General features: G+C 31.6%; 22 protein-coding genes. 9 read left to right on the top strand and 13 right to left on the bottom strand.

All coding sequences use genetic code 11. The features are described from left to right. From Q0935_RS11530 to Q0935_RS11545, 4 genes are all read left to right on the top strand, one after another. On the top strand, positions 1-1,008 hold a 1,008-nt coding region (locus Q0935_RS11530), incomplete at its 5' end, for a T9SS type A sorting domain-containing protein (protein WP_299386059.1). 291 nt (positions 1,009-1,299) lie between these two features. Next, positions 1,300-5,946, top strand: coding sequence for a LamG-like jellyroll fold domain-containing protein (locus Q0935_RS11535; protein ID WP_299386061.1), 4,647 nt, complete (start codon positions 1,300-1,302; stop codon positions 5,944-5,946). Positions 5,947-6,229: 283 nt separating this feature from the next. Then, positions 6,230-7,003, top strand: a complete 774-nt coding sequence (locus Q0935_RS11540; protein WP_299386062.1) for a T9SS type A sorting domain-containing protein — start codon at positions 6,230-6,232, stop codon at positions 7,001-7,003. 296 nt (positions 7,004-7,299) lie between these two features. Continuing rightward, positions 7,300-8,157 carry a T9SS type A sorting domain-containing protein gene (locus tag Q0935_RS11545; RefSeq protein WP_299386065.1) on the top strand — a complete coding sequence of 286 codons (858 nt, stop codon included), beginning with the start codon at positions 7,300-7,302 and terminating at the stop codon, positions 8,155-8,157. Positions 8,158-8,234: 77 nt separating this feature from the next. Here Q0935_RS11545 and hisS read toward each other — a convergent pair whose 3' ends face one another. The 7 genes from hisS to rpsF all read right to left on the bottom strand — a co-directional run bounded on the left by hisS (position 8,235) and on the right by rpsF (position 15,785). Next, positions 8,235-9,617, bottom strand: coding sequence for a histidine--tRNA ligase (gene hisS, locus Q0935_RS11550; RefSeq protein WP_299386067.1), 1,383 nt, complete (start codon positions 9,615-9,617; stop codon positions 8,235-8,237). A 199-nt stretch (positions 9,618-9,816) separates the two neighbouring features. Beyond that, entirely contained in the window at positions 9,817-10,287 is a 471-nt protein-coding gene (locus Q0935_RS11555) for a DUF6495 family protein (protein WP_299254525.1), read from the bottom strand. Positions 10,288-10,341: 54 nt separating this feature from the next. Continuing rightward, on the bottom strand, positions 10,342-11,238 hold the full coding sequence (locus tag Q0935_RS11560) for a glycerophosphodiester phosphodiesterase family protein (RefSeq protein ID WP_299386070.1): 897 nt from the start codon (positions 11,236-11,238) through the stop codon (positions 10,342-10,344). 127 nt (positions 11,239-11,365) lie between these two features. After that, on the bottom strand, positions 11,366-14,542 hold the full coding sequence (locus tag Q0935_RS11565; protein ID WP_299254519.1) for a carboxypeptidase regulatory-like domain-containing protein: 3,177 nt from the start codon (positions 14,540-14,542) through the stop codon (positions 11,366-11,368). 142 nt (positions 14,543-14,684) lie between these two features. Then, the gene (gene rplI / locus Q0935_RS11570; protein WP_299254516.1) at positions 14,685-15,134 is read right to left on the bottom strand and encodes a 50S ribosomal protein L9; all 450 of its coding nucleotides are present in this window, start codon (positions 15,132-15,134) and stop codon (positions 14,685-14,687) included. Between the two features lie 13 nt (positions 15,135-15,147). Then, positions 15,148-15,447, bottom strand: a complete 300-nt coding sequence (gene rpsR / locus Q0935_RS11575; RefSeq protein ID WP_198520124.1) for a 30S ribosomal protein S18 — start codon at positions 15,445-15,447, stop codon at positions 15,148-15,150. Continuing rightward, positions 15,447-15,785: a 30S ribosomal protein S6 gene (gene rpsF, locus Q0935_RS11580; RefSeq protein WP_055436602.1), complete on the bottom strand. Its 339-nt coding sequence runs from the start codon at positions 15,783-15,785 to the stop codon at positions 15,447-15,449. The genes rpsR and rpsF overlap by 1 nt, the downstream gene beginning before the upstream one ends. Before the next feature lie 227 nt (positions 15,786-16,012). On the opposite strand from rpsF, the gene Q0935_RS11585 reads away from it, so the two are divergent. Then, on the top strand, positions 16,013-16,708 hold the full coding sequence (locus Q0935_RS11585; protein WP_100995371.1) for a LytTR family DNA-binding domain-containing protein: 696 nt from the start codon (positions 16,013-16,015) through the stop codon (positions 16,706-16,708). A gap of 155 nt (positions 16,709-16,863) precedes the next feature. Here Q0935_RS11585 and Q0935_RS11590 read toward each other — a convergent pair whose 3' ends face one another. The 5 genes from Q0935_RS11590 to nadC form a co-directional block, all read right to left on the bottom strand. After that, entirely contained in the window at positions 16,864-17,037 is a 174-nt protein-coding gene (locus tag Q0935_RS11590) for a hypothetical protein (RefSeq protein ID WP_160318801.1), read from the bottom strand. An 84-nt stretch (positions 17,038-17,121) separates the two neighbouring features. After that, positions 17,122-19,575, bottom strand: a complete 2,454-nt coding sequence (gene priA / locus Q0935_RS11595; RefSeq protein ID WP_299386077.1) for a primosomal protein N' — start codon at positions 19,573-19,575, stop codon at positions 17,122-17,124. 57 nt (positions 19,576-19,632) lie between these two features. After that, complete coding sequence (locus Q0935_RS11600) at positions 19,633-20,052, bottom strand: DUF2147 domain-containing protein (RefSeq protein WP_299386080.1); 420 nt, start codon at positions 20,050-20,052, stop codon at positions 19,633-19,635. Beyond that, positions 20,045-21,055, bottom strand: a complete 1,011-nt coding sequence (locus tag Q0935_RS11605) for a YihY/virulence factor BrkB family protein (RefSeq protein ID WP_299254503.1) — start codon at positions 21,053-21,055, stop codon at positions 20,045-20,047. The genes Q0935_RS11600 and Q0935_RS11605 overlap by 8 nt, the downstream gene beginning before the upstream one ends. Positions 21,056-21,060: 5 nt before the next feature. After that, complete coding sequence (nadC, locus tag Q0935_RS11610; protein WP_299254500.1) at positions 21,061-21,921, bottom strand: carboxylating nicotinate-nucleotide diphosphorylase; 861 nt, start codon at positions 21,919-21,921, stop codon at positions 21,061-21,063. 89 nt (positions 21,922-22,010) lie between these two features. Between nadC and Q0935_RS11615 the strand changes: the two genes are divergently transcribed. Together Q0935_RS11615 and rlmH are read left to right on the top strand one after the other, a co-directional pair. Next, positions 22,011-22,826 carry a hypothetical protein gene (locus tag Q0935_RS11615; protein WP_299254497.1) on the top strand — a complete coding sequence of 272 codons (816 nt, stop codon included), beginning with the start codon at positions 22,011-22,013 and terminating at the stop codon, positions 22,824-22,826. After that, entirely contained in the window at positions 22,826-23,299 is a 474-nt protein-coding gene (gene rlmH, locus Q0935_RS11620) for a 23S rRNA (pseudouridine(1915)-N(3))-methyltransferase RlmH (RefSeq protein WP_299254494.1), read from the top strand. Before Q0935_RS11615 ends, rlmH begins: the two co-directional genes overlap by 1 nt. 2 nt (positions 23,300-23,301) lie before the next feature. Here rlmH and Q0935_RS11625 read toward each other — a convergent pair whose 3' ends face one another. Then, on the bottom strand, positions 23,302-23,658 hold the full coding sequence (locus Q0935_RS11625; protein ID WP_299386083.1) for a lipocalin family protein: 357 nt from the start codon (positions 23,656-23,658) through the stop codon (positions 23,302-23,304). A gap of 127 nt (positions 23,659-23,785) precedes the next feature. Here Q0935_RS11625 and Q0935_RS11630 point away from each other — a divergent pair, with 127 nt between their 5' ends. Together Q0935_RS11630 and Q0935_RS11635 are read left to right on the top strand one after the other, a co-directional pair. Beyond that, positions 23,786-24,361, top strand: coding sequence for a non-canonical purine NTP diphosphatase (locus Q0935_RS11630; protein WP_299386086.1), 576 nt, complete (start codon positions 23,786-23,788; stop codon positions 24,359-24,361). 102 nt (positions 24,362-24,463) lie between these two features. Next, a complete protein-coding gene (locus Q0935_RS11635) occupies positions 24,464-25,033 on the top strand; it encodes an AbiV family abortive infection protein (RefSeq protein ID WP_299386088.1) in 570 nt (189 codons plus the stop codon). Positions 25,034-25,456: the final 423 nt, after the last annotated feature.

The following is a 25,456-nucleotide window of genomic DNA, read 5'->3' on the forward strand; positions in this document are numbered from 1 at the left end:
GCAACGTTCGATACCGATGAAAACTCTTCAACATATTGTACTTGGGTAGTAACTGGAACACAACAAACAGAACCTGCGACAGCATGTTATGAAACAGCAACTTTTGATACCGATGAAAACTCTTCAACATATTGCACTTGGGTAGTAACTGGAACACAACAAACAGAACCTGCGACAGCATGTTACGAAACAGCAACGTTCGATACCGATGAAAACTCTTCAACATATTGCACTTGGGTAGTAACTGGAACACAACAAACAGAACCTACAACAGCATGTTACGAAACAGCAACGTTCGATACCGATGAAAACTCTTCAACATATTGCACTTGGGTAGTAACAGGAACTCAACAAACAGAACCTGCAACAGCATGTTACGAAACTGCAACGTTTGATACCGATGAAAACTCTTCAACATATTGTACTTGGGTAGTAACTGGAACACAACAAACAGAACCTACAACGGAATGCTATGAAACTGCAACGTTTAATGAAACTACATGTATGTGGGAAGTAACTAATGATGGCACAGCTATCACTTACTATGCTGATACAGATAATGATGGATTTGGAGATGCCAATAATTCGATTTTAGACTGTACTCAACCAATGGGCTACGTTTCTGATGATACCGATTGCGACGATACTAATAATTCTATTAATCCTGATGCAACTGATATTCCACAAAACGGTATTGATGAAAATTGTGATGGCTTTGATGAAGAAACTTTAGGAACTATTGAATTTGAAAATGAAAACATAAGTATCAGTCCTAACCCATTTAATTCTTATATAGACATCAAACTGCCATTAAGATTAAATAATGAACGTCTATTAATTACAATTTTCGACTTAAATGGTAGAATTATTTATAGAAAGAACTCTACTCCATTAAATGGAAAAATTAAAGTTACTGAATTAGAAAAATTAGATCAAGCTCCATATTTCTTAAAAATAGCTACTTCTAAAAGTATAACAATTCATACTCAAAAATTAATTAAATTTTAATCGAACAAATATTTTAACATCAAAAAAGTCGAGCCATTGCTCGACTTTTTTTGTTTTTAATTCAAAAAAATCCGACGAAATACATTTTTATAAGTTTAAAAAACACTTTTAATAAAACTATAATCTTCTAAAAATCAGCAAACTGAAAACAAAACATGTATTTCATCGACTATATTTGCATTTAATAGAGTTTTACCGTACGTTTGCATATGAATACTAAAACAGTTTTCTTTTACCGTACGTTTGTATACGAATACTAAAATAGATTTTCCCAAATCGACATAATCGCTTATGAAAAATTATCCCCTTAAAACAACCTTACTTTTTATTATAGCATTTTACAGCTTAATTAATACTCAAACTACGAATGCACAAACTGTAACTACTCTTGGTTTTTACGATTTTGAATCTGGAAATCAAGGTTGGACTGGAGCTATGGAAGCTTACCGTAATACTAGTACTACTTATGCCTACGGTGGAAGTAATAGTTTTTGGTTAAGAGATAATCTTGGTGATGATTCTTCTATGACATCTCCATCTTACAGTTTATTTCTTTATGATAAAGTTGATGTTAAATTTTTCTTCACGGTATCCAGCATGGAAAATGGTGAAGATTTTTTTGTTGAATACCATGATGGTGGCCTTTTTTCAAGCTGGGAGACCGTTGCTAGATTTGTATCTGGAAATGTAGCATCAAAATCTGCAGACTTCCAAAATTCAAACTCAGTAATATACTATAGTAAGACTGCTACTTTAATGGCAGCAGATTATTCATTTTCTCTCTTAACTCCCGGTCGTTTCAGAATTCGTTGCGATGCTAGCACTATAGGTGATTACGTTATGATTGATGATATAACTATTTCTGGCACAATATTTAATACACCAACTACTGGACCAGGAGGTGTAACTAATAATCTAGATTTATGGCTAAAGGCAGATCAATTAGATGGAACAACTTATGGTTCTGATGGATCTAACGTCTCACAATGGGTAGATAATGGTAAAGGAAATCACGCTGAAGTAGTGGTACCTGGACAAGAACCTGTTTACAGAGATAATCTTTCAAAAAACATGAACTTTAATCCTGTAATTGAGTTCGAAAACGACAATACCACTGCCTATGCTGACATGACATATCTTACTAATAGAGATGAATTAAAAGGCACTGGAGGTTTTAACTCTAATGATATGTTTGTTGTTTTAATGCCAAATCCAGAAGTTACAAGCTCTATGATTCCCTTAGATACTTTTACAAGTTCTGATCCTTTGGCACAAAGTTATGCTGAAGATGTAACAGGTTTTGGATATGGTTCTTATACCGGAAGAATCTCAAACGAAAGATTAACTTATTGTATTGGGACCACTAGTGAAACAATTGATAATCCAACAGAAAATGGTTACGCAAGAGCAGATACAAATTCGGGAACAGATTACAATCAAATTCAAATAATAAATATTAGACAAAATGCAACTAATTCCGATATGGAATTATATTTCAATGCCAACCAAGTTGGTAATGAAACTAACGACATATCTAGATACACTACTATAAATAACGGAAGATATTGGTTAGGAAGAAGTCAATACTGGAATGGAAGTTTTAATGGTCGTATTGCAGAAGTAATTACTTATAACTCTAGAAAATCTGATAATAACCTTACTCAAGAACACAATAGAATACAATCATATCTAGCTATTAAATACGGAATTACTTTAGGAGTTAATGGTGTTTCACAAGATTATGTAGATAGTCAAGGCAATGTAATATGGGATCAATCGGCCAACTTAGGTTTTAATTATGATATTGCAGCTATTGGTCGTGATGATATTGCAGAATTAAACCAAAAACAATCTAGCAGTATTAATAATGCTACCGATGCTACAGGTCCTATTGAAGGTGTTTTAACCATGGGCTTAACTGAGATATATAACACAAATAGCCTAAATAAAACAAATAACACAAATACTATAGCTAATGAAAACTTTTTAGTTTGGGGAAATAACAATGCAAGTTTAGACGCAGCTCCAACCGTTATATCTGTAGATATGAGTTCAGGGATATCTGGCCTATCTACTCCTGTTAGCTTTTTAGGCATGCAGCGTATTTGGAAAGTTGTTGAAAATGGTGGAGATATTGGAAAAGTACAAATTTCTATACCACAAAATGCGATTAGGAACATTAGTCCTCCAGGTAACTATTACATGTTTGTCTCTAATACTCCTGTATTTGATCCTACTGCTGATTATAGAGTTATGGAAATTGATGGTTCAAACTTAATAACTGATTACGATTTTAACGGAACAAAATATATTACTTTCGGATATGCTCCACAAACAATAGTAGAACGTTCTATATATTTTAATGGTACTGCTGACTACATTGACATGGAAGATGCTTTAGATTTAAATCCATCTGGCTTTACAATTTCTTCTTGGATTAAAAGAGATGCGGCAGATAGCGGTACTGCTTCAATACTATCAAAATGCGACGAAGGATCTACAGAAGGTTATGATTTTAGAATCTTAAATAATAACAAAATTCAAATGCGTTGGATTAATGGTAATGGTACACAACAACTAGCTACTTCAACCACAATTCCTGATGACGAATGGCACCATGTTGCCGCTATTTACAATGGTACTAGACTATACCTGTATATTGATGGCGTTTTTGATAGATCTGCAAATAGAACTCCTCCAGTTAGTACAAACCAGTCTTTTCACATTGCTGCAGCTGGAAAAACTACGCCTACAAGACATTTTAGAGGTAATATTGACGAAGTTAGAATTTGGGATACAGAGCTAACACAAGCTCAATTGCAATACATCATGAATCAAGAAATTGAAAACAATTCAAACTTTGTAAGTGGTAAAATTGTACCTACAACAATCACAAAAAATGATGTAGCATCAATACCATGGACAGATTTGGCCGGCTATTACCCAATGTCTATATATACATACACAAATACGAATGATGAATCAGGCAATAATATACAAGGTGCTTTAAGAAACTTAAACACTGTAGATTTCCAAACAGCTCCATTACCTTATAAAAGTGCTGTTGGAACAAATTGGGACTTAAATTCTACTTGGCTTAATGGAAACGTACAAACAATTCCTGGTACCACATCTATAGTAGATAATAGCATTACTGTAGATTGGAACATTGTTGAAACTAGCCATAATATAGATTTAGACAACGCTTCATTACCATCAGCAAACAATAACAATCGCTCAGTATTATCGCTTAACGTTATAGCAAACAAATTAACTTTAACAGGAGATACTAGTACAAACTCAGGAAACGGATTAACAGTTTCTCACTATTTAAAATTAGATGGAAAAATTGATTTAGATGGAGAGTCTCAGTTAATACAAACACATAATTCTGATTTAGATAGTGCAAGTTCTGGAACCTTAGAGCGCGATCAACAAGGTACTCAAGATTTATACACCTATAACTATTGGTCATCTCCCGTAGGAGCTAGCAACAGCACAACAAATAATAACAGCTATAATGTGCCGCAAATATTTAATGATGGATCAGATCCTAACGCTCCTTTAAATATCAATTTCATTACCAATAGCTATAATGGAACACCGTCTGCTCCAGGAACACCAATTGGTATTGCAGATTTTTGGATTTGGAAATACGCAAATTTATCTACAAATTACTACAATTGGGAACATGTTAGAAGCACTGGTTCTATGTTAGCTGGTGAAGGTTTCTCTATGAAAGGTGTTACAGACACAGGTAACAACTTAGCATTGTCACAAAACTATATATTAGAAGGAAAACCTAATAATGGTGCAATTACTCTTAACATAGATAACCAAAAAGATTATTTAGTTGGTAACCCTTATGCTTCTGCAATGGATGCTAATAAATTTATTTTAGATAATACAGAAACAACAGGAGCAATTTATTACTGGGAACATTTTGGAGGTGGTACACACAATACTGTAGGATACCAAGGAGGTTACGCTATTTACAATCTTTCTGGTGGTATTCCAGCAGTAAAATATAACTACGATACTGGTGCTCCAGACCCTACTGGTGGTAATGGGACAAAAACACCAGGACAATATATTCCTGTAGCACAAGGTTTCTTTATTACAGGAACAGCAGATGGTGGTTCTATTAACTTTAATAATAACCAACGTGCGTTTCAAAAGGAAAATGTAAACTCTGTATTCTTAAGAAACAGTAGTTCACAATCGAGTAGTAATACAAATAATCAATTAGACAATAGATTAAAAATTAGACTAGGTTTTATCTCTTCAGATTCGTTTAACAGACAATTACTAGTAACTAGAGACAGTAACGCAACAGAATTAATAGATTTTGGATACGATGCAGAAAATACTGAAGAATTAAATACAGATATGTTTTGGCTTGTTGATAATAACAAGTTTAGCATACAAGGTACTAATGAAATTGAAGCCGGAATTGTTCTTCCTTTAGGAATAAAAACAAATACAGACGGTATAAATTCAATTAAAATTGATGCTTTAGAAAACGTTCCTGCTAGTTTAGAAATTTTTATCTACGATACTGTTACAGATACATTTCATGACATTAGAAACAACCCTGATTTTTCAATAGACTTACCTGCTGGAGAATACTTAAACAGATTCGAACTTCATTTTAGTGATAGCAATACTTTAAGCACAGAAAATTTCGAAACGTCTGAAACAGGTATTCAATTCTATTTTGCAAACAATAACGAAAGTATTGTAATAAATAACCCTATGCTTAAAAACATTACTAAAGTCGAAATATTTAATATTTTAGGTCAATCTATTGTAATGTATAATGAATTTGAAAATCAAGATTACATAAAACTTAAAACAAATAATATTAGCACTGGTAGTTATATATTAGAAATACAAACAAACGAAGGTAAACTATCTAAAAAGGTTTTAATAGAATAAAAACCATATCGATTTTCTTTAAATTAAAGTACATATTTTTAAAATCCCTAAATTTTTTTAGGGATTTTTTTATTCTCAAAAACTAATCTTAAATCACAGTATATCAAAACTTTAATTAACTAGACTAAACACATTTTAAAGAAAATCAATATTTTTTTCACTCATTACAACGAATAAATAGGTTCTTAATCGATTATTTTAGTATATTTACAAAAAATATATTTTTAATCACAATATATAGCTGATCCCTCTTAAGTTATTTTTTACAAAAAAAAACCTACTTATGAAAACACCTACTAACAAACCAGCTCTATTATTATTTTTAATAATAACCCTTTCTACCAACTTATTCGCACAATCTAATGGAGACCAAAGACCAAAAGTTCGCTTAGGTTTTACATGTCCGGACAACACACACAGACAATTACTAGTCACTGCAGATGAAAATGCAACATCTGGAATTGATTTTGGCTATGATGCCGAATTGAACACAGAAGAACCTAGTGATATGTACTGGATAATAGAAAATGGTAATTTTCTTATTCAAGGTATAGATACTATCGATGAAAACACTACTCTTCCTTTAGGTCTTAACACCTCTTCAAATGGACTTTGTACTATTCAAATTGATGGATTAAACAATATTCCAGACTCTTTAGATATTATCCTTTTAGATAAAGAAGATAACACTTATCATAATATTAAAAATAATTCTGGTTATAGTTTTAATATCGTTTCTGGAACTTATTTAGACAGATTCGAATTGCTTTTTAGCGAGGACAACTCTTTAAGTACAGACGATTTCGAAACATCGAAAACAGATATTCAGTTTTATTTTGCAAACAATAGCAAATCTATTGTGATAAATAATCCTAAGCTTAAAAAAATTAATAAAGTTGAAATGTATAATGTGCTAGGTCAATCTGTAATTGTTTATAATAATCTTAAAAACCAAAACAGCATAAAACTTAACACTAACAATATAAGTGCTGGAACTTATATTATAGAAATAAAGACAAAAGATGGTAGGTTATCTAAAAAAGTCCTAATTAAATAACCAATATCAAGTTTTCAAATATTTTCTAAGTTTTTTTCATTATCCAAAGTCCTAAAGTCTTCTTTAGGGCTTTATTATTTTTAATAAAACAGCAACAAAATACAACCTCAAACTGCGTAATACACTTATTATTAAATAATAAAAATTGTAATAATGTATTTAATCCTAAAAAAATGCAAAAAAAATCACCAAATCGCTTTTATGGGTTAATCACAGATAATATTACTCGCTACTCACTTTAAGTCATAAATTTGAGTTATTAACCTTTTAATAACGCTATTAAAAACAACCAACAAATGACGGCTCCCTCGCTAAAATCACCTTTATTATCCATTCTTTTTTTAACCGCTTTCTTTAACGCATTCGCTCAAACTAATGGAGACGAAAGAATGAAAATTCGTTTAGGGTTTTCTTCTGCAAACCAAATTCACAGACAAATATTAGTAACCGAAGACAGTAACGCAACAGCTGGTATTGACTTTGGATATGATGCTGAAAGTTTTGAAAATCATCCAGACGATATGTATTGGATGATTGGAACTAGAACCTTTTTAATTCAAGGAATAGATATTATAAATCAAGATTCTGTTCTACCTCTAGGATTGCATACTGCCACAGATGGCGTTAGCACTATATCTATAGACGAATTAATAAATGTTCCTGAAGCTTTAGAAATTGCTATTTTCGATAATAACAATAATAGCTACCATAATATTAAAGGTAATTCTGGCTTTACTATAGACTTACCAGCTGGTATTTATTTAAACCGTTTTGAATTAAGGTTTCTAAACAATAACGAAGATTCTACTTCTAATGAAGAAGAGGAAATTGAAGTTGAAATAGAGACAGAAGCTGAAGCTGAAGAAAATATTACAGAGATTGAAGCTAATAACGAAACACAAGAAGTGGTTGGCACTAAATTAAAGTTACAATTTTTTAACAACACTAAGAGTATTAAAATTAATAATCCGAATTCTCAAACCATTACATCTGTAGAAATCTTTAACCTTAACGGACAATTAAAAACACAGTACAACTTAGTAACTCCCGAGCATAAAATAGTTATTCAAACAAATAATTTAAGCAAAGGAACTTACATTCTTGTTTTAAACACAGAGTCTAAAAGGCTATCAAAAAAAATATTAATTAAATAATATTACAGAACATACAATATAGAAACAAAAAAGCCTGAAATTAAATTTCAGGCTTTTTTTATTCAATATTATAAGTTTTACTTAACCGCAGTAATAAGCGTTTCTAAAGACACTTTAGTCTGCTCGCCTGTTATCATATTTTTTAAAGTATAAACCGAAGTATTCATTTCCTCCTCGCCTACTAACACCACAAATGGAATCTCTCGCTTGTTAGCGTAGTTCATTTGTTTTTTCATGTGTTTACCGTTGGTAATTTTATCTGGATATAATTCTGCATTAATACCGTTTTTACGTAAAGATTTAACTGCTTTTAAACAAAACAACGCTTCTTTATCACCAAAATTAATAAACATAACCTCAGTACTCTTTGCAATGGTTTCTGGAAATAACCCTAATTCTTCAAGCACTAAATAAATACGATCTAAACCAAAACTAATACCTACACCACTTACATTCTTTAATCCAAAGACACCTGTTAAATCAGCATATCTTCCACCGCCGCCAATAGAGCCCATTTTTACACCTTCTGGTGCAGAAACTTCAAAAATAGCACCTGTATAATAGTTAAGACCACGGGCTAAAGTAACATCTAGTTGTAGTTTTGCAGATTGTAAACCTAAACTAGAAATAGCCTCGTTTATAAAATCTAATTCTTCAATACCTTTTTTTCCTTCTTCGGAAGTACTAAGAATACCTTTTAAGCTTTCTATCTGAGCTTCAAAATCACCAGATAAAGAAAATAATGGCTGCAATTTATCAATCCCACTTTGCGGAATACCTTTACCTAACATTTCTTCTTTTACCTTCTCCTCTCCTATTTTATCTAACTTATCTAAAGCAACAGTAAAATCGATAAGCTTATCGCTTGCTCCAATTACTTCTGCAATACCAGATAATATTTTACGGTTATTAATTTTTATAGTTGTGCCTTTTAAACCTAAAGCTGTAAATACGTTATCGTATAACTGTATAAACTCTACTTCTTGCCAAAGTGAATCACTACCAACAACATCTGCATCACATTGGTAAAATTCTCTAAAACGTCCTTTTTGTGGTCTATCTGCTCTCCAAACTGGCTGCATTTGATAACGCTTAAATGGAAATTCTATATCGTTTTGGTGCTGTACAACGTAACGCGCAAAAGGCACTGTTAAATCGTAGCGTAGTGCTTTTTCTGAGATTTTAGCTGTCGTTTTATTTGAATCTTTTTCAGCGTATAATTCATCATTTACTTTAGATAAATAATCACCAGAATTCAAAATTTTAAAAATCAAACGATCACCTTCTTCACCATACTTTCCCATTAAAGTATCGCTATTTTCAAAACTTGGTGTTTCTATAGGTTGAAAACCAAAAGTCTGAAACTGGGATTTTATAGTGCTAAAAATATAGTTACGTTTTGCAACTTGTTCTGGATTAAAATCTCTTGTTCCTTTTGGTATGCTTGGTTTTTGTGCCATAATAATTCCCTTAAAAAAAAGGGATCTGTTTTAGGTCTTCTCGATACGATTCCTAATATTTCAGAATCACACGAAGTGACGTTATCTTAAATTTAGATTCCGCATCAAGTGCGGAATGACAAAAATAGAAGAATTAATTTGAAATAGTAAAGAAAATTATTTCTACTATTTATGAGATTCCTGCCTTCGCAAGAATTCGTTAATTTATTAACTTAAACATATACTCGTACAACTCTCCTTTTGTAATATTTGAGCCTTGCTGAATAAGTGTAAACTTATCTAAGTTTTTTTCTTCGCTGTAGTCTTTTTTAGCTTGTACAAACTCTACGTTATCGTGCATTAAATTAGCGCGTAGCCAATTAAAACCTTCAGTAGTAGTTAAATCTACCTCTTCTTCTTTCACTTTAATACCAACCAAATGCATATGGTCTTCGTTTAATGCAAATAAATGAATATCGCTTGGCGAAATATGTTCTAAATATTTAGCTTGATTTAAAACACCTTCCCAAATTAAATCGCTAAAAATATCCAATTCCATTTCTGCTAATTCTGGCTTATTGGCTTTTAAATTAACCCACTCGTCTCCTGTTATAGATTGTGTAGCCAAGAAGTTAATAAATTCTTGTTCTAATTCTTCAAATTGTTCTTTTGTAAGTCTTGAATATTTCATCAAAAAAAATATTTTTTTGCTCCCAAAAAACGGGAATATTATTAATTTATTATTCTATTTTTTAACACCTAGCGCCTTTGCTGCAGCGAAAGGTCTATCTGTTGCAAAAACATCTATTCCTTTTTCTTGCCAAACTTTATAAGGTACATCTCCTTTTGCTTCTGCTTGGCTATCTAAGTTACCTAAAGTACCTAAAATGGTTTTTATACCATGAGATTGTACTTTTTTATAAAAATCGTTTGGAGACAAACGTGTACCCGTAAATGCGAACATATTTTCTGTTGGAATATTAGAGTCTAACAACCAACCTAGTTCTTTTTCATTTCTTGCAGAAACAGATAGCAACAATTCTGGAGCGTATTTATAAGCTCTTTGCGCTTGTTCCATATCGTAAGTTATAATTAGGCAAACATCTTCTGCTTTCTCTGCTCTAATAGCATCTATTACTGCATGTACAGACACACTACGTTTAATATCTACAGTTAACACTACATTATTAGTTTTTGCCCATTTTAATACGTCTGTAAATAATGGCACTTTAAAAGTGGTTTCGTTTCCAAAATCGTCTTCTAAATTAAAAGTGTTTAACTCTTGGTATGTATAATCTGTTAATTTTCCTGTTCCTGTTGTTGTACGCTCTAAAGTATTATCGTGTAATAATACTAGCTTATCGTCTTTGGTTTTAGCAACATCAATTTCGTAAATAGCAGGAATACTATCGTTTACATATTGTAATGTTTCTAAGCAGTTTTCTGGATAATTTTTAATGCTTTTTCCTCCACGATGAACACTTATAATTGGCGCTGCATTTTCCGAATATTTAAAAGTTTCAATTAATGCTGACTTTTTAATAGTTTGTGTTTCAGCTTCAGTTGAAGTTGATGTATTAGAAACATCGTTCTTGCAAGACACAAAAAAGGCAACTAATAGTATGTAATAAAAATGCTTCATAAATTGGTGTTTCCGCGAAAGCGTTATAATTAAAGTTAATTTTAAAAATTAGAAACGTTTCTATATAAAAAATGCGCTTCTAAAAAATTTAGAAGCGCAAATTTACATAAATTATTATGGTTTGTTATTAGAAAATGTAACGCACTCCTACTTGTGCTTGCCATCTTGATAATAATGACGTGTTATAACCAAAAGTTTCTTGATTAGACTCGTTAAAAGAATATGTTGGTGTATTTGTAGATTGGTCTACAGACACAGAAACAGGACTTACATTATTAGGAAGTTGTACAATTCCCCAATCGCTATTTAATAAGTTTCCAACGTTAAGAACGTCTACACTTATTTGGATGGTGTTTGTTTTTCCGTCTCCTGTGCTAAATTTATAATCTTGTAATAATTTAACATCCCATTTCCCTCTCCATGGTGCTAATGCTCCGTAGCGATCTGTATAATCACCTCTTTTTTCGCTTAAGTAATCATCTTGTTGAATGTATGCTTCGTAGTTTGCTGCTTGTGTAGCTTGCTCTGCTGGTGTTCCAGAAAACTGCATTTGTTGTAATTCTCCTGCTGTTGGCACATATAATAAATCATTATTCTGACCTGAACTATCGTTATTTATGTTTCCTGCATAAGTATAACTAAAACGTCCGCCTTGTGCATACTCAAAAAATGTAGATAATGTTGTAGACCATTTATCGTTAGCATAAGTAAATTTCTTACTTGCTACACCTATAAATCTGTGTTTATCTCCATATTTAGAAGCACTTAAAACAGCATCATTTGCATTTCCAGATACTTGATTAAAATCGAAAGCATCTCCTGTAATTTCTGCTTCTATAGAGTTTACATCTTTAGAATCTAAATGGTTATAAGCTAAACTTGTATAGAAACCTTTTCCAAACGTTTTTTGAGCCTTTAATGTATAGTTCCAAATACGTCCTTTGTTAGAGTTTGTAAACACGTAAGCATTATTGCCTTTATCTCCATCTGCATACACTGGTCTATTATCTCCAGGTGCATTTAAAGTTTCGGTTGGGTTTCTTAATCCCCAGTTTTGTACATGCGCTCCATTAATATCTTTAGTATAGGATACATCTGCAGTTAATACTACTCCATTATCAAATTTATAATCACCTCCAATATTTGTTCTCCAAACTTGTGGCCATTTGTATTCTGGATCTATTATTTGAAAGAAACCATCGTCTGCTCCACTTACTTGGTTACCTAACCAAACAAAAGGAAAACGACCTGTAAAGACTCCAGATCCACCACGTACTTGAAAAGTATTATCACCTTTAACATCGTAATTAAACCCAACTCTTGGAGAAATTAATGGTTTACTGTCTGGTAATTTTGTAGACTCTAAAGTAACTTCTTCATTAGTATTTGGATTAAAATAAGTAACAGAGTTGTCTCTTGTAGCTCCATTTTCTGTATTAATATATTTCTGTATTAAATCTGCAGTATCAAAATATAATGGTTTATCTAAACGTATACCGTAAGTAAGCTTAAAATTATCTGTAACATTCCATTCATCTTGAACATAAAAAGCTAATTGTCCAACGTTAAGTTCTGCTAATTTCCAACCACCATCATTTCCATCTCCATTAGCATTAAATTGATTAAAAGCATTTTGTGTTGCTCCTAAATACTGGTCTACAACACCACCTGGTTGTGCATTGTCTAAGAATGTTTGTACATCCGGATACGGAGAGAATAATCCGTAATAAGGAAAGATACCAAAGTTGAAAGATTCGTAATTAACTAAGTTAAATGAATTTTTAAATTCAAATTTTTCAAAGTTAAATCCTACAGTAAAAGTATGATCTCCTTTAACAAAGTTCATATTATCCGTTACTTGAAAAACGCGTTGGTCTAATTTATTGTTAATTGAAAATGGTTCATGACCTGCAATAATATAATTTGAACCTGCTCCATCCTGAATAGCTATTACTGGTGCTGGACCAGATAACGGGTTTCTAAAATCGTCGAAATGAGTATAACCGATTTGTAATTTGTTTGTAACATCTCCTGGTAAAGTTGAATTTAATTCTATTTGAAATGAATTTAACTTATTATTAATTTCGTAACCAGAGTTTTCAAACTGTAACGTTCTAAAACTTGGACCTCTAACACCAATAGCTGTTGGGTGTGCTGGTTTTTCTTTTGATGCATCTAAGAAATTATAGATTACTGCTAATCTGTTATTATCGTTAATATTCCAATCGATCTTAAAAATTCCTTTTGTAGAGTTCGAATTGTAATTAAAACCTTCGTATCTCCCAGGATTATAGCCTAAGTTTAATAAAGCATTACTAACATCCATTAAATCCTGTTCTGCAACAATAGACTCATTTACTGCACCAGAACCTCTATTAGGAGTAAAAGGTGCACCTAAATCTGTACGTTCATCTTTTTCGAAGTTTGCAAAAAAGAATAATTTGTTTTTAATAAGTGGACCACCAACACTTAATCCGTATTGTGTTTGTTCTAAATCTGCTTTAAAAACATCTTCTCCTTTAATTTTACCACCTGTAAGATCTTCGTTTCTAGTAAAACCATATACAGTACCATGAAATTCGTTTGTTCCACTTTTAGTTACTGCATTTACAGACGCTCCTGTAAATCCAGATTGTGTAACATCGTATGGCGCTAATGATACTTGAATTTGATCTATAGCATCTAAAGAAATTGGTTGTGCATCTGTTTGCCCACCAACTGTTGCAGCATCCAATCCAAAAGGGTTTCCAAAAACGGCACCATCTAAACTAAAATTATTGAATTGATCATTTCTACCACCAAAAGAGTTTCCTGAAGACGAAGGTTCTAGTCTAGTAAAATCTGCAGCAGATCTTGAAATTGTTGGTAAACTTGTAAGCTCTCTTCTTCCTACACTAGTTTCTGCTCCTGTACGATCGCTACCAAAAGTACCAGTTCCACCTGTTCCTGTAATAACAACAGTTTCTAAAGACTGACTATCTGAAGCCATAGTAATGTCTAAGTTTTGCGTTTTACCTAAAGTTAAATAAACATCGGTAAAAGCTTGTTCTTTGTAACCTACAAAACTAATTGTAATAGAATATGGACCACCTACTTTAAGATTAAGTAAGTTAAAACGACCATCGAAATTTGTTGCTCCACCAAACTTAGTACCTGTTGGTGTATGCACAGCAAGCACATTGGCTCCTGGTAAAGGTTCATTCATCTCATCTAAAACGAGACCTTTTATATTAGATGTCGTAACCTGAGCAAATGCCACAGCGACAAAAAACATAAGTAAAATTGAAAGTAATTGTTTTTTCATTTTGCAGTGAGTTATGTTGTTGTTAATACTATTATGCACGCATAATTAATTCACTACTAAATTACTACAAAAAAAAAAGCCACTTATAATAAGTGGCTTTTAATATTAATATTTTATTAACATAACGTTAACAAAAGTATTTTTAAGCTTGTGCTACAACTTCGAATTGAATCTCTGCAGATACTTCTCTATGTAAACGTATTGAAGCATCATACTTCCCTAAACGTTTAACATTTCCACCTGTTACTGAGATGAATTTTTTATCTATAGCGTGACCTTCTTTTTCTAATGCTTCTGCAACATTAATGTTGTTTACAGAACCAAATAACTTGTCTCCTTGACCAGTTTTTGAAGCAATTTTAATCTCTAAACCTTTGATAGCATCAGCAATTGCTGTTGCATCTTCGATTTCTTTCTTTTCTTTGAATGCACGTTGCTTTAAGTTCTCAGCTAATACTTTCTTTGCAGAAGTTGTAGCTAATACAGCGTGACCTGTAGGAATTAAAAAGTTTCTACCATAACCGTTCTTAACCGTTACAACATCGTCTTTAAATCCTAAATTTTCAACGTCTTGTTTTAATATAAGTTCCATTGTTATGATAATTTTATTTTAATAAATCTGTTACATAAGGTAATAACGCTAAGTGACGCGCTCTTTTTACTGCTACAGATACTTTTCTTTGGTATTTTAAAGAAGTTCCTGTTAAACGTCTTGGTAAAATTTTACCTTGCTCGTTTATAAAACCTATTAACCAGTCTGGATTTTTGTAATCTACATACTTAATTCCAGATTTCTTGAAACGACAATACTTTTTCTGCTTGTTCGTGTCAATATTTAAAGGCGTTAAATATCTAATTTCTCCTTCTTTCTTTCCTTTTGCTTGTTGCTCGATAGATGCCATAATTACGCTTTTTGTTTAAGTTTAACTCTTCTTCTCTCTGCCCACGAAATCGCGTGCTTGTCTAAAGCTACAGTTAAGTAACGCATAAAACGCTCATCACGTCTAAACTCTACTTCTAAAGCGTTGATGTGTTCACCTTCTACAGTGTACTCAAATAAGTGGTAAAATCCACTTTTTTTGTTTTGGATTGGGTAAGCTAACTTCTTAAGTCCCCAATCTTCTTTTGATACCATCTTTGCTCCTCTACTAGTAAGAAATTCTTCGTATTTCTGTACTGTTTCCTTTATCTGTGTATCAGATAAAACGGGATTTAAGATGAAAACAGTTTCATAATGATTCATAAAAATCTATTTATTTGTGTTAAAATGAGTGCAAAAATAACTCTTTTTGTAATAACACACAATTCTTTTTTAATTAAATAATAGACTTACTTATTCCACTATCACTAAGTTATTACTTTACTAGGAATATGAAATTTGTTAAAATTTACATTTAAGCGATGTTTTTTGGTTTTAATCCGAATTTTTTGTAACATTGTCGATAATTAAACCCAAATAAAATATACGCTATGACTCTAAATTGTGTAGTAGTTGACGATTCGGCAATACAAAGACTTTCAATAGTTAAGCTAATCGAGAATAACAACTCCTTAAACCTCATTGCTGAATACAGCAGTGCTTTAGAAACAAAAAATGGCTTGAATACACATAAGGTAGACCTTATCTTTTTAGATATTGAGATGCCGGTACTTAATGGTTTCGAACTATTAGACGTGTTAAATAACAAACCACAAATTATTTTTGTTACAGGAAAAACAGAATACGCATTTAAAGCTTTTAACTACGATGCGACAGATTACCTACAAAAACCTATTAATCGTGAACGCTTTAATCAAGCGGTAGACAAAGCTCTAGAACAACACAAACTTAAATTAGACTTTAACGAGACTGAAGGTGAACATATTTTTGTTAAAAGTAACCTTAAAAAACGTAAAGTATATATTAAAGACATTAAGTGGATTGAAGCACTTGGTGATTACGTTAAACTAGTAACCGAAGACACTTCTCTTGTAGTACTATCTACAATGAAAGCTTTTGAAGGCGAACTACCTGAAGGTAAGTTTTTAAGAATTCATAAATCCTACATTGTGAATTTGGATAAAGTAGATCGATTTAACAGTAAAAATGTTGAAGTTGGTTCTTACGAGATTCCTTTAAGTAGAAACAAAAAGACTTTACTTGTTGATGCTTTGAATAATATTTAGGCTGAAACAAATTTTATAAAATTTAAAATCCTATTCGAGAGAATAGGATTTTTTTGTTTAAAACTTACTCTTTTTTGTCATTCCTGCGAAGGCAGGAATATATAATAAAATTAAAACTTAATGTGGATTCCTGCCTTCACAGGAATGACAAAAAGTTAGACTATATCAAATTCTTTTAAAACAATAAACAAACCTATTATAAGAAGACCTAGGCCTCCTACTCTTATTTTAAATGTGAGTCCTCCAAGTTCACTTAAATTTTCTTCATAATACTTAACAATCAAAATACCTATGAATGATAATATAACTCCAATAGCAATGTTTAACATGATTTATTAAAATTAAATTATCTATTTATTAAAAAAATAATCATTTTTCAGCAGCAGCAATAAAACATTGCTCAACGCCTCTATCTAATAATTATCCACATTCAAAACAACACGAACACCTTTAAAAGCACCAACAGCTTCAAAAGTTGTATTAATTTTCTTAATCGCACCTTTTGTTTTCGCTAAAGATTGTGGCTGTGGAATTTTTATTAAAATATTTTTTAAATATTGATTTCGAACTCTCGATACTGGCGGAAATTCAGGACCTAAAACATTACCTTTAAAAACCTGACGTAAAGATTTAGCATACCAATCGCTGGCAGTTTCTACCTTATTATAATCTCTATGTTTTAAAGTTACTTTTATTAACCTATAAAATGGAGGATATTTAAAATCGCGACGTTCCTGCAACTGCTCTTTAAACATCTCAATATAATTGTTAGTTGAAACCTGCTGTAAAATTCTATGTAAAGGATTATAAGTTTGTATTAACACCTTACCTCTTTTTTGTGTTCTACCTGCTCTACCAGAAACCTGAAGCATTAACTGAAAACTACGTTCATGCGCTCTAAAGTCTGGAAAATTAAGCAAGTTATCGGCATTCATAATACCAACTAATTTTACATTTCTAAAATCCAAACCTTTAGTAAGCATTTGTGTGCCTACCAAAATATCTATTTCTTGCTGCTCTAAAGCCGTAATTATTTTCTCGTAACCATGTTTACCTCTTGTGGTATCTAAATCCATTCTACCAACATTGGCTTTAGGAAATAGCATTTTTGCTTCGGTTTCTATCTGTTCTGTACCAAAACCTTTAGTATCTAAACTAGAAGTACCACAAGCCATACATTTTTGCAACATCGCACTAGTATAACCGCAATAATGACAACGTAATTGACCTCTGTATTGATGGTAAGTTAAACTTACATCGCAATTTGTACACTGTGGCGAATGCCCACAAGTATTACACTCTACAATTGGCGAATAACCTCTTCTATTTTGAAACAAAATCACCTGATACCCTTCTTCTAAAGCTTCTGTGATTTCCTCAATCATTCTATCGCTAAAATGACCTTTCATGCGTTTCTTTTTATACTTCTCTGCAAGATCTACCAACTCGATATCTGGCAATTGCACATTGTTGTAACGACGGTTAATTTCTACTAATCCGTATTTATTTTCAATAGCATTATTATAGCTTTCTAAACTTGGTGTTGCACTACCTAACAATGTTTTAGCCTTGTGTAAATGCGCTAAAACTATTGCTGCATCTCTTGCATGATAACGTGGTGCAGGATCGAATTGCTTGAAAGATTGCTCGTGCTCCTCGTCCACTATTATTAATCCTAAATCATTAAATGGTAAAAATATAGACGAGCGTGCGCCTAAAACTATTTTCGCTTTCGCGGAATTACCCAATACTTGATTATAAACCTCAACACGTTCATGAGCCGAGTACTTACTATGAAACACAGCTACTTGTTCTCCAAAATAATTTTGAAGACGCACCACTAACTGCGTGGTTAGAGCTATTTCTGGCAACAAATACAATACCTGCCTACCTTCTGATAAAATTTGTTCTATCAGTTTTACATAAACTTCAGTTTTACCAGAAGAAGTAATACCATGTAAAAGCGTAACATTTTGTGTTTCGAAAGAAGCCTCTATTTCCTCAAGTGCTTTGGTTTGGTATTCGTTTAATGCTTTGGTTTCTTCATTTTCATCACCATCATATTGCACACGATCTGTTTGAATATGATACTCTTCTAAAACACCTTTATCTATCAAGGTTTTTACAATTGCCGAAGAACCTCCACTCTCCTCTATCAGCTCTTTAACCTTTACAGGTTTTTTTGTTTTTGCCGAAATTGAAAACAAAGTCATAACTACTTGTCTTTGCTTTTCGGCTCTGCTTAAGTCGTTTAACAATTCATGCAAACCAATTTCGCTAGTATATTCAGGCATAAGCTTAACGTATCTAACATACTTAGGCTTGTATTTGTCGTAAATTTCTTCTTGCAATAAAATAACTTCTTTTTCTATTAATCTTTTAATAACAGGAAGCACATTCTTTTTATCTAGAATACTAGAAATCTCTTGAATCTTTAATGTCGACTGATGGTGTAAGGCTTCGTAAACCAAATACTCATCGTCTTTTAAATCGGTATCTTTTATCTCCTTTTTTAAGTTTCTACTCACTAGTGTTTCACTTTCAAGAATAAAAGCATTTGGTAAAGCTGCACGCATAACTTCGCCAACAGTACACATATAATATTTTGCAATCCATTGCCAAAGTTCTAATTGCTTTTGAGTAACAATAGGTGTTTCGTCTAAAATTTGATGAATCTCTTTCGCCTCATACACTAAAGGCGGATTGGTATGTATTGCACCAACTAAACCCGTATGTATTTTTGTTTTACCAAAAGGCACAGATACACGCATACCAACTTTTAAAAATTGGGATTCGGCTTGTGTAATGCTATAAGTAAACATTTTTTCTAGCGGAATGGCTAATATGACGTCTATAAAATGGCTCAATTGTTTTTTTAGATTATTGGATTGTTGAATTAATAACTATTAACTGCATACTAAAAACTACTCTACACGTTGCCAATATTGCGTAGAATACAAAAATGCTACATAACCGCGTACTTGCAATACATCTGGATCTTCGGTTAGCATTAATCTGCATTTAAATTTCTTACCATGTTCTGGGTCAAAAATAGTACCGTTTTTATAATACTTACCGTCTTTAGATAGGTTTTTAATCAGTTCGAAACCTAACACAGGTTTGTTGTAATCCTCTCCTTCACAATTAGTACAGAGTGCTTCTTTATTTTCAGGATTCAAGATATCTATAATCCTCCCAAAAACTTCTCCATCTCGTTCATAAATTTCGACTATAGATTTTGCTTCGTTATTTTGTCCGTCTATCGTTTTCCATTTTCCAAAAATGTCTTGGGCATTTCCTGAAAAGGAAATTAAAAGCATAAAAATTAGCAGATATTTACTCATTGTCTTGTTGTTTTCTTAGTCCCATTAATGCCATGTTTAACTCGAAACCTAGCAGCAAAATATTTGCGTTTAACCACAAATAAAACAGCAATATTAATAAGGCACCAATAGAACCGTAAAGCTCGTTATAACGTGAAAAATTTTCTATATAAATACCAAACAAATATGAAGTTAGCATTATTAATATAGTTGTAAATAAAGCACCTACAGAGAAAAAACTAGCTTTTCTACCTTCTCGTGTTCCAAGATAATACAGCGTTGCTGTTGCTAAAAATGTAATAATAACAAAGAAGCTATATTGTGCAATTCTTGCCCATAAATCGGCTTTACGTTTAGCATCGTATCCATGATCTTCGAAAAAAGTAATAGTATTATCTACCACATAAATTTGAAAATACCCTAAAAAGGCTACTGTTAAAATTAATAATAAAGACAAAATTAAAGCCACTCCCATAGCAAAGAAATATTGCTTGAAAGCGTTACGTGTGAGTTGCTGATGGTACGAATTTTCGAAACCTGAAAATAGTGCGTTTACACCATTAGTCATTAAAAAAATGGCAACCACTAAAACTGTAGATAATAATCCTGTATTACCATTATTTCCTTTTAAAGCATCAAAAATATTTTCTGAAAAGAAATCTGAAGTCGTAGGTGGTAATACCGATTCTAAAAAAGCTAAAAAATCATTCTCGAAACCTTCTATTGGAATACTTGGTATAACAATTATTATAAAAAGTAAAAATGGAAATAGCGCAGTAAAAAAGCTATACGCGATTGCGCTTGCTCGTGTTGTTAATGCACCTTTTGCAATACCTATTACATAGAGCTCTAACAAATCGTAAAGCGATAAACCTTCTAAACCTGGGAGTTTTATTTTACTTAATAATTTTATTACAATATTAAGCACCGGAATTTTGAGCAGCTTCTTCTTTAGTAGTTGTTCATTTAACTGTCCTTCGACATTTTGTTCTTCCAATAATTCTTTTTCTATATTTTCTGGCATTATGTTTAATCTACAGCTTTTAAGCTTAAATCTAAATTATAAACAGAATGCGTTAATGCGCCAGACGATATATAATCTACTCCACAAAGTGCGTAATCTCTAATTGTTTTTTCGTTAATACCACCAGAACTTTCGGTTAAACATTTGTCGCCAATAAGTTTAACAGCCGTTCTAGTATCTTCGTAATTAAAGTTATCTATTAAAATTCTGTAAACACCATCGGTTTTCAAGATCTCTTCTATTTCGTTTAAATCTCTAGCTTCAACTATAATTTTTAAATCCCGATTGGTATCTTTTAAATACTGTTGTGTTTTTTCTATGGCTTTAGTAATTCCACCTGCGAAATCAATATGGTTATCTTTAAGCATAATCATATCGTAAAGTGCAAACCTATGGTTCTCTCCTCCTCCAATTTTAACAGCCCATTTTTCTAATGCGCGAATACCTGGAGTGGTTTTACGGGTATCTAAAATTTTAGTTCCTGTACCATCTAATAAATCTACAAACATTTTAGTTTTTGTAGCAATTGCACTCATACGCTGCATAGCATTAAGCACTAAACGTTCTGCTTTTAAAATAGATTGTGACGCTCCAGTTACATAAAAAACAATATCTCCGTACTTAACCTTGTTTCCATCTTCTATAAGTGTTTCTACTTTCATTTCTGGATCGACGTAAGCAAATACTTGCTTTGCAAATTCTACTCCTGCAATAATTCCATCGTCTTTAACTAAAAGCTTTGCTTTGCCTTGTGCTGTTGCAGGAATACATGATAGCGAACTGTGATCTCCATCTCCTACGTCTTCACGAATGGCATTAGCGATTATTAACTCTATTTCTTTATTAAATTGTTCTTGAGAAATCATAGATAAAAATTGTTTCAGCTAAAATAAGAAATTGATTTACGATTATTAAAATTTAATTGTAGTTTAGCATCTACACGCAACTATTTAACATGAAATTAAAATTTTTATTCTCTTTTATTTTTCTTTTTTCTTCTTTAGTTTCCTTATCCCAAAATGTAAAAAAAATCTATATCGATGAGGATTTAAAAGAGATGAATTTGGTTACTTATATTGCTAAATGTAAATACAAAACTAATAAGTGTGTAGAATATAAAACAGATAGTCTTGCAATTTATAAAGTTTTAAAAAAATTCTCTTTCAACAAGTTAAGTGCTAAAAATTACGAACAAATAAGATTATTACTAAATCAAGACTCTAATATAAAAATTGATTCAGGAGAAACAATTATCTTAAAAAACTTCGATTCTATTTACTCCTACAGTTCTGCTAAAAAAAAACATGACAACCATGCTAAAACCCATATTAGTACTTTAAACGGAAAGCCTCTTCATCATAATAATTATAACAAAAAAACTTATGAAAGGAATGAGAAAACACATATTAGAAATATAAGAAAATGTACACAGAAATTTGAAAAACTAAATAACATAAAGGTTTTATATACTTTTTCCAATTCAGAACTAAGCAATTCAAAAAATTCTAAATTAAATATAATTAAAGCTAGAAGTATTATTAAAAGCACATTTTTTAAAATACTTTACCAGTACGATACTTTAATTCTAAAACCGAATGGAGAATATTTTTTAAGTGGAGGACATTTGAATGATAAACTGGTAAAAAAAATAGTTCTAACTAAAAACTGGACTACACTAAAAAATGATTGGAAAGACTCTAGAGAAAAATATCCAATTACAGGTTCCGGGCTTTTTAAATTCGATAAATCTCACTCAAAACACTGCTTCTAATGACTATTAAACTCGTTGCCATAGGCAAAACAGACAACAAACAACTTCAAGCTTTAATTGATGAATATCAAAAACGTTTAGGCTTTTATATTAAGTTTAATTTAGAAATTATACCAGATATAAAAAATGTAAAAAACTTAAGCGAAGCACAACAAAAACAAAAAGAAGGTGATCTTATTTTAAATAAGTTAAGCGCAACAGATGTTTTAATTCTGCTAGACGAGAACGGTAAACAACATGATAGCGTAGGTTTCTCTAACTACTTGCAAAAACACATGAATTCTGGAATAAAACAACTTGTGTTTGTTATTGGTGGCCCTTATGGTTTTTCAGAAGACGTTTACAGTAAAGCCAAAGGAAAAATCTCTCTATCGAAAATGACTTTTTCTCACCAAATGGTGCGGCTATTTATAATTGAACAATTATATCGTGGTTTTACTATTTTAAAGAATGAACCTTATCATCATAGATAAGACTACTTTTTAACCAAAGTCATAACTTCTTTATTTCCAGAACGACTCATTGTAAACGCTAAGGTATCTTTAGTAAGTTTATTAATTTCTACCGCAATTTCCATTTTATCAATTGGTGTACAATACAATAAATTGTTAACTATTTTATAGCTTCCTTCAGCATTAGCCGATTGTATTTTTGAACTATACGTACCGTCCTCGTTAAAATTAAAAGAAACATTATTATTACAATTATCTGCTCCTGTTGCATTATTTATCCAACTTGCACACTCCCATTCTCCAACAATATTTTTTGCTTGTTCGGCATTATTACAAGACATAAATAATACAATACATAATAGGCTAATACATTTTTTCATGGTGTTTGGTTTTATTTAATTAAGATTTAACAATATAACCTAATCTGTCTATATTTAATGAAATCGTTACACTTTTTAAACATTAATTTTTAAGTAAATTGTATTTTTACTTTTTAAATATTCTATCATGCAACTCGTATTCGCTACAAACAACCTAAATAAATTAAAGGAAGTACAATCTTTAATTCCCGATCACATAAAATTGCTAAGCCTAAAAGACATTGGCTGCTTTGAAGATGTCCCAGAAACCCAAAATACAATTGAAGGCAATGCCATACAAAAAGCCGAATACATAAAAGAGCATTATGGCTACGATTGCTTTGCAGACGACACAGGACTTGAAGTCGAAGCTCTAAATAACGAGCCTGGTGTTTTTAGTGCGCGTTACGCAGGACCGCAACGCGATGCTAACGATAATATGGATTTGCTTTTAAACAACTTAAAAGAGAAACCAAACCGAAATGCCCAATTTAAAACCGTAGTTTCTCTGCACTTAAATGGTGATTTAAAAACGTTTACAGGTATTTGTAAAGGTGAAATTACCCTAGACAAAAAAGGAAACCAAGGTTTTGGATACGATCCTATTTTTATGCCAAATGGATATACTGAAACTTTTGCTGAAATAGATTTAAAACTGAAGAATGAGATTGGACATCGTGGGAAAGCGGTTGCTTTACTTGTTCAATTTTTGAGTACTTTATAAAAAAAACTAACTTCGTATTTAAACTATCGTTTGATATAAAACATTCAAACGGTTTCATATCAGTTAACACGTTAGCAGTAATAAAAACTCATAGCATTTTATATGAAACTTGAAATTGATAATTTAAAAGAAGGAATTCTTAAAAATATAAACAACGCACAAGAACTTATAGATGAAGCAGAAATACTGTTTGAAAATGAAAAATACGCGAGAGCTTATTTATTAAGTCATTTTGCAATTGAGGAATCATCAAAATGTGCAATGCTATTAAAGATTATATCTTTTATAGTTTGGAATGAAAAAATCGATATAAAAAAAGTAAGAAAGCGATTTACAAATCACAAAGAGAAAATAAAAAACTTTAAATTATTAGAAATATTTAATGAGAATAAAATTATTGATTTAAAAACTGAAATTGGAAAATTGAATGATTTTAAAAATCAATCTATTTATGTTAATTGGACTAATGAAAATGAGTTCATAATGCCAAATGATTTTTTTAACAAGGAGATGACAAAAGAAATGATTCAAAAATCATTGGAGTATGTGAAACTTTACACAAGAATCTCAATTCAGCTCATAAATAATGAAGCTGAAATATTTTCAACCCTAAAAGAATCAAAAGACTTGAAACCAATAAAGGAAATTATTGATCACGAGAAGAGAAGATAAAATACAACTACTACTAACAGCGTATAAGTTTTATCGCTGGTCTTAGCTCACTTGGGAAATTCCTCCTGAATTTCACCGTTCGTACTTTATTTACTAAATTAGTTACTTAACCACACAACTAACCATACGCAACAACGATAGTTTAAATACGAAGTTACAAACCTCGTTATTAAATCTATTCAAAAAAGATTGAAGTAGTAAAATCATTCTCCATCAAATTCATTTTGCGCAGCATTCTTTCCTTTCTCTAATTGATCTAAATAAAGTTTCTTTCGCGTAAACAACATTTATTTAACACATTCCGCGTGTTATAAAAACTACATTATTATTTACTTTATTAAAATATTAATCGCCAATTAGTAATAAACAAACACTTTAGCAAAATGAAAAATAGCTGTATTTAATAGACTTCCGGGCAATAAA

It is taken from the genome of uncultured Lacinutrix sp., assembly GCF_947500605.1.
In the GTDB taxonomy this organism is placed as follows: domain Bacteria; phylum Bacteroidota; class Bacteroidia; order Flavobacteriales; family Flavobacteriaceae; genus Lacinutrix.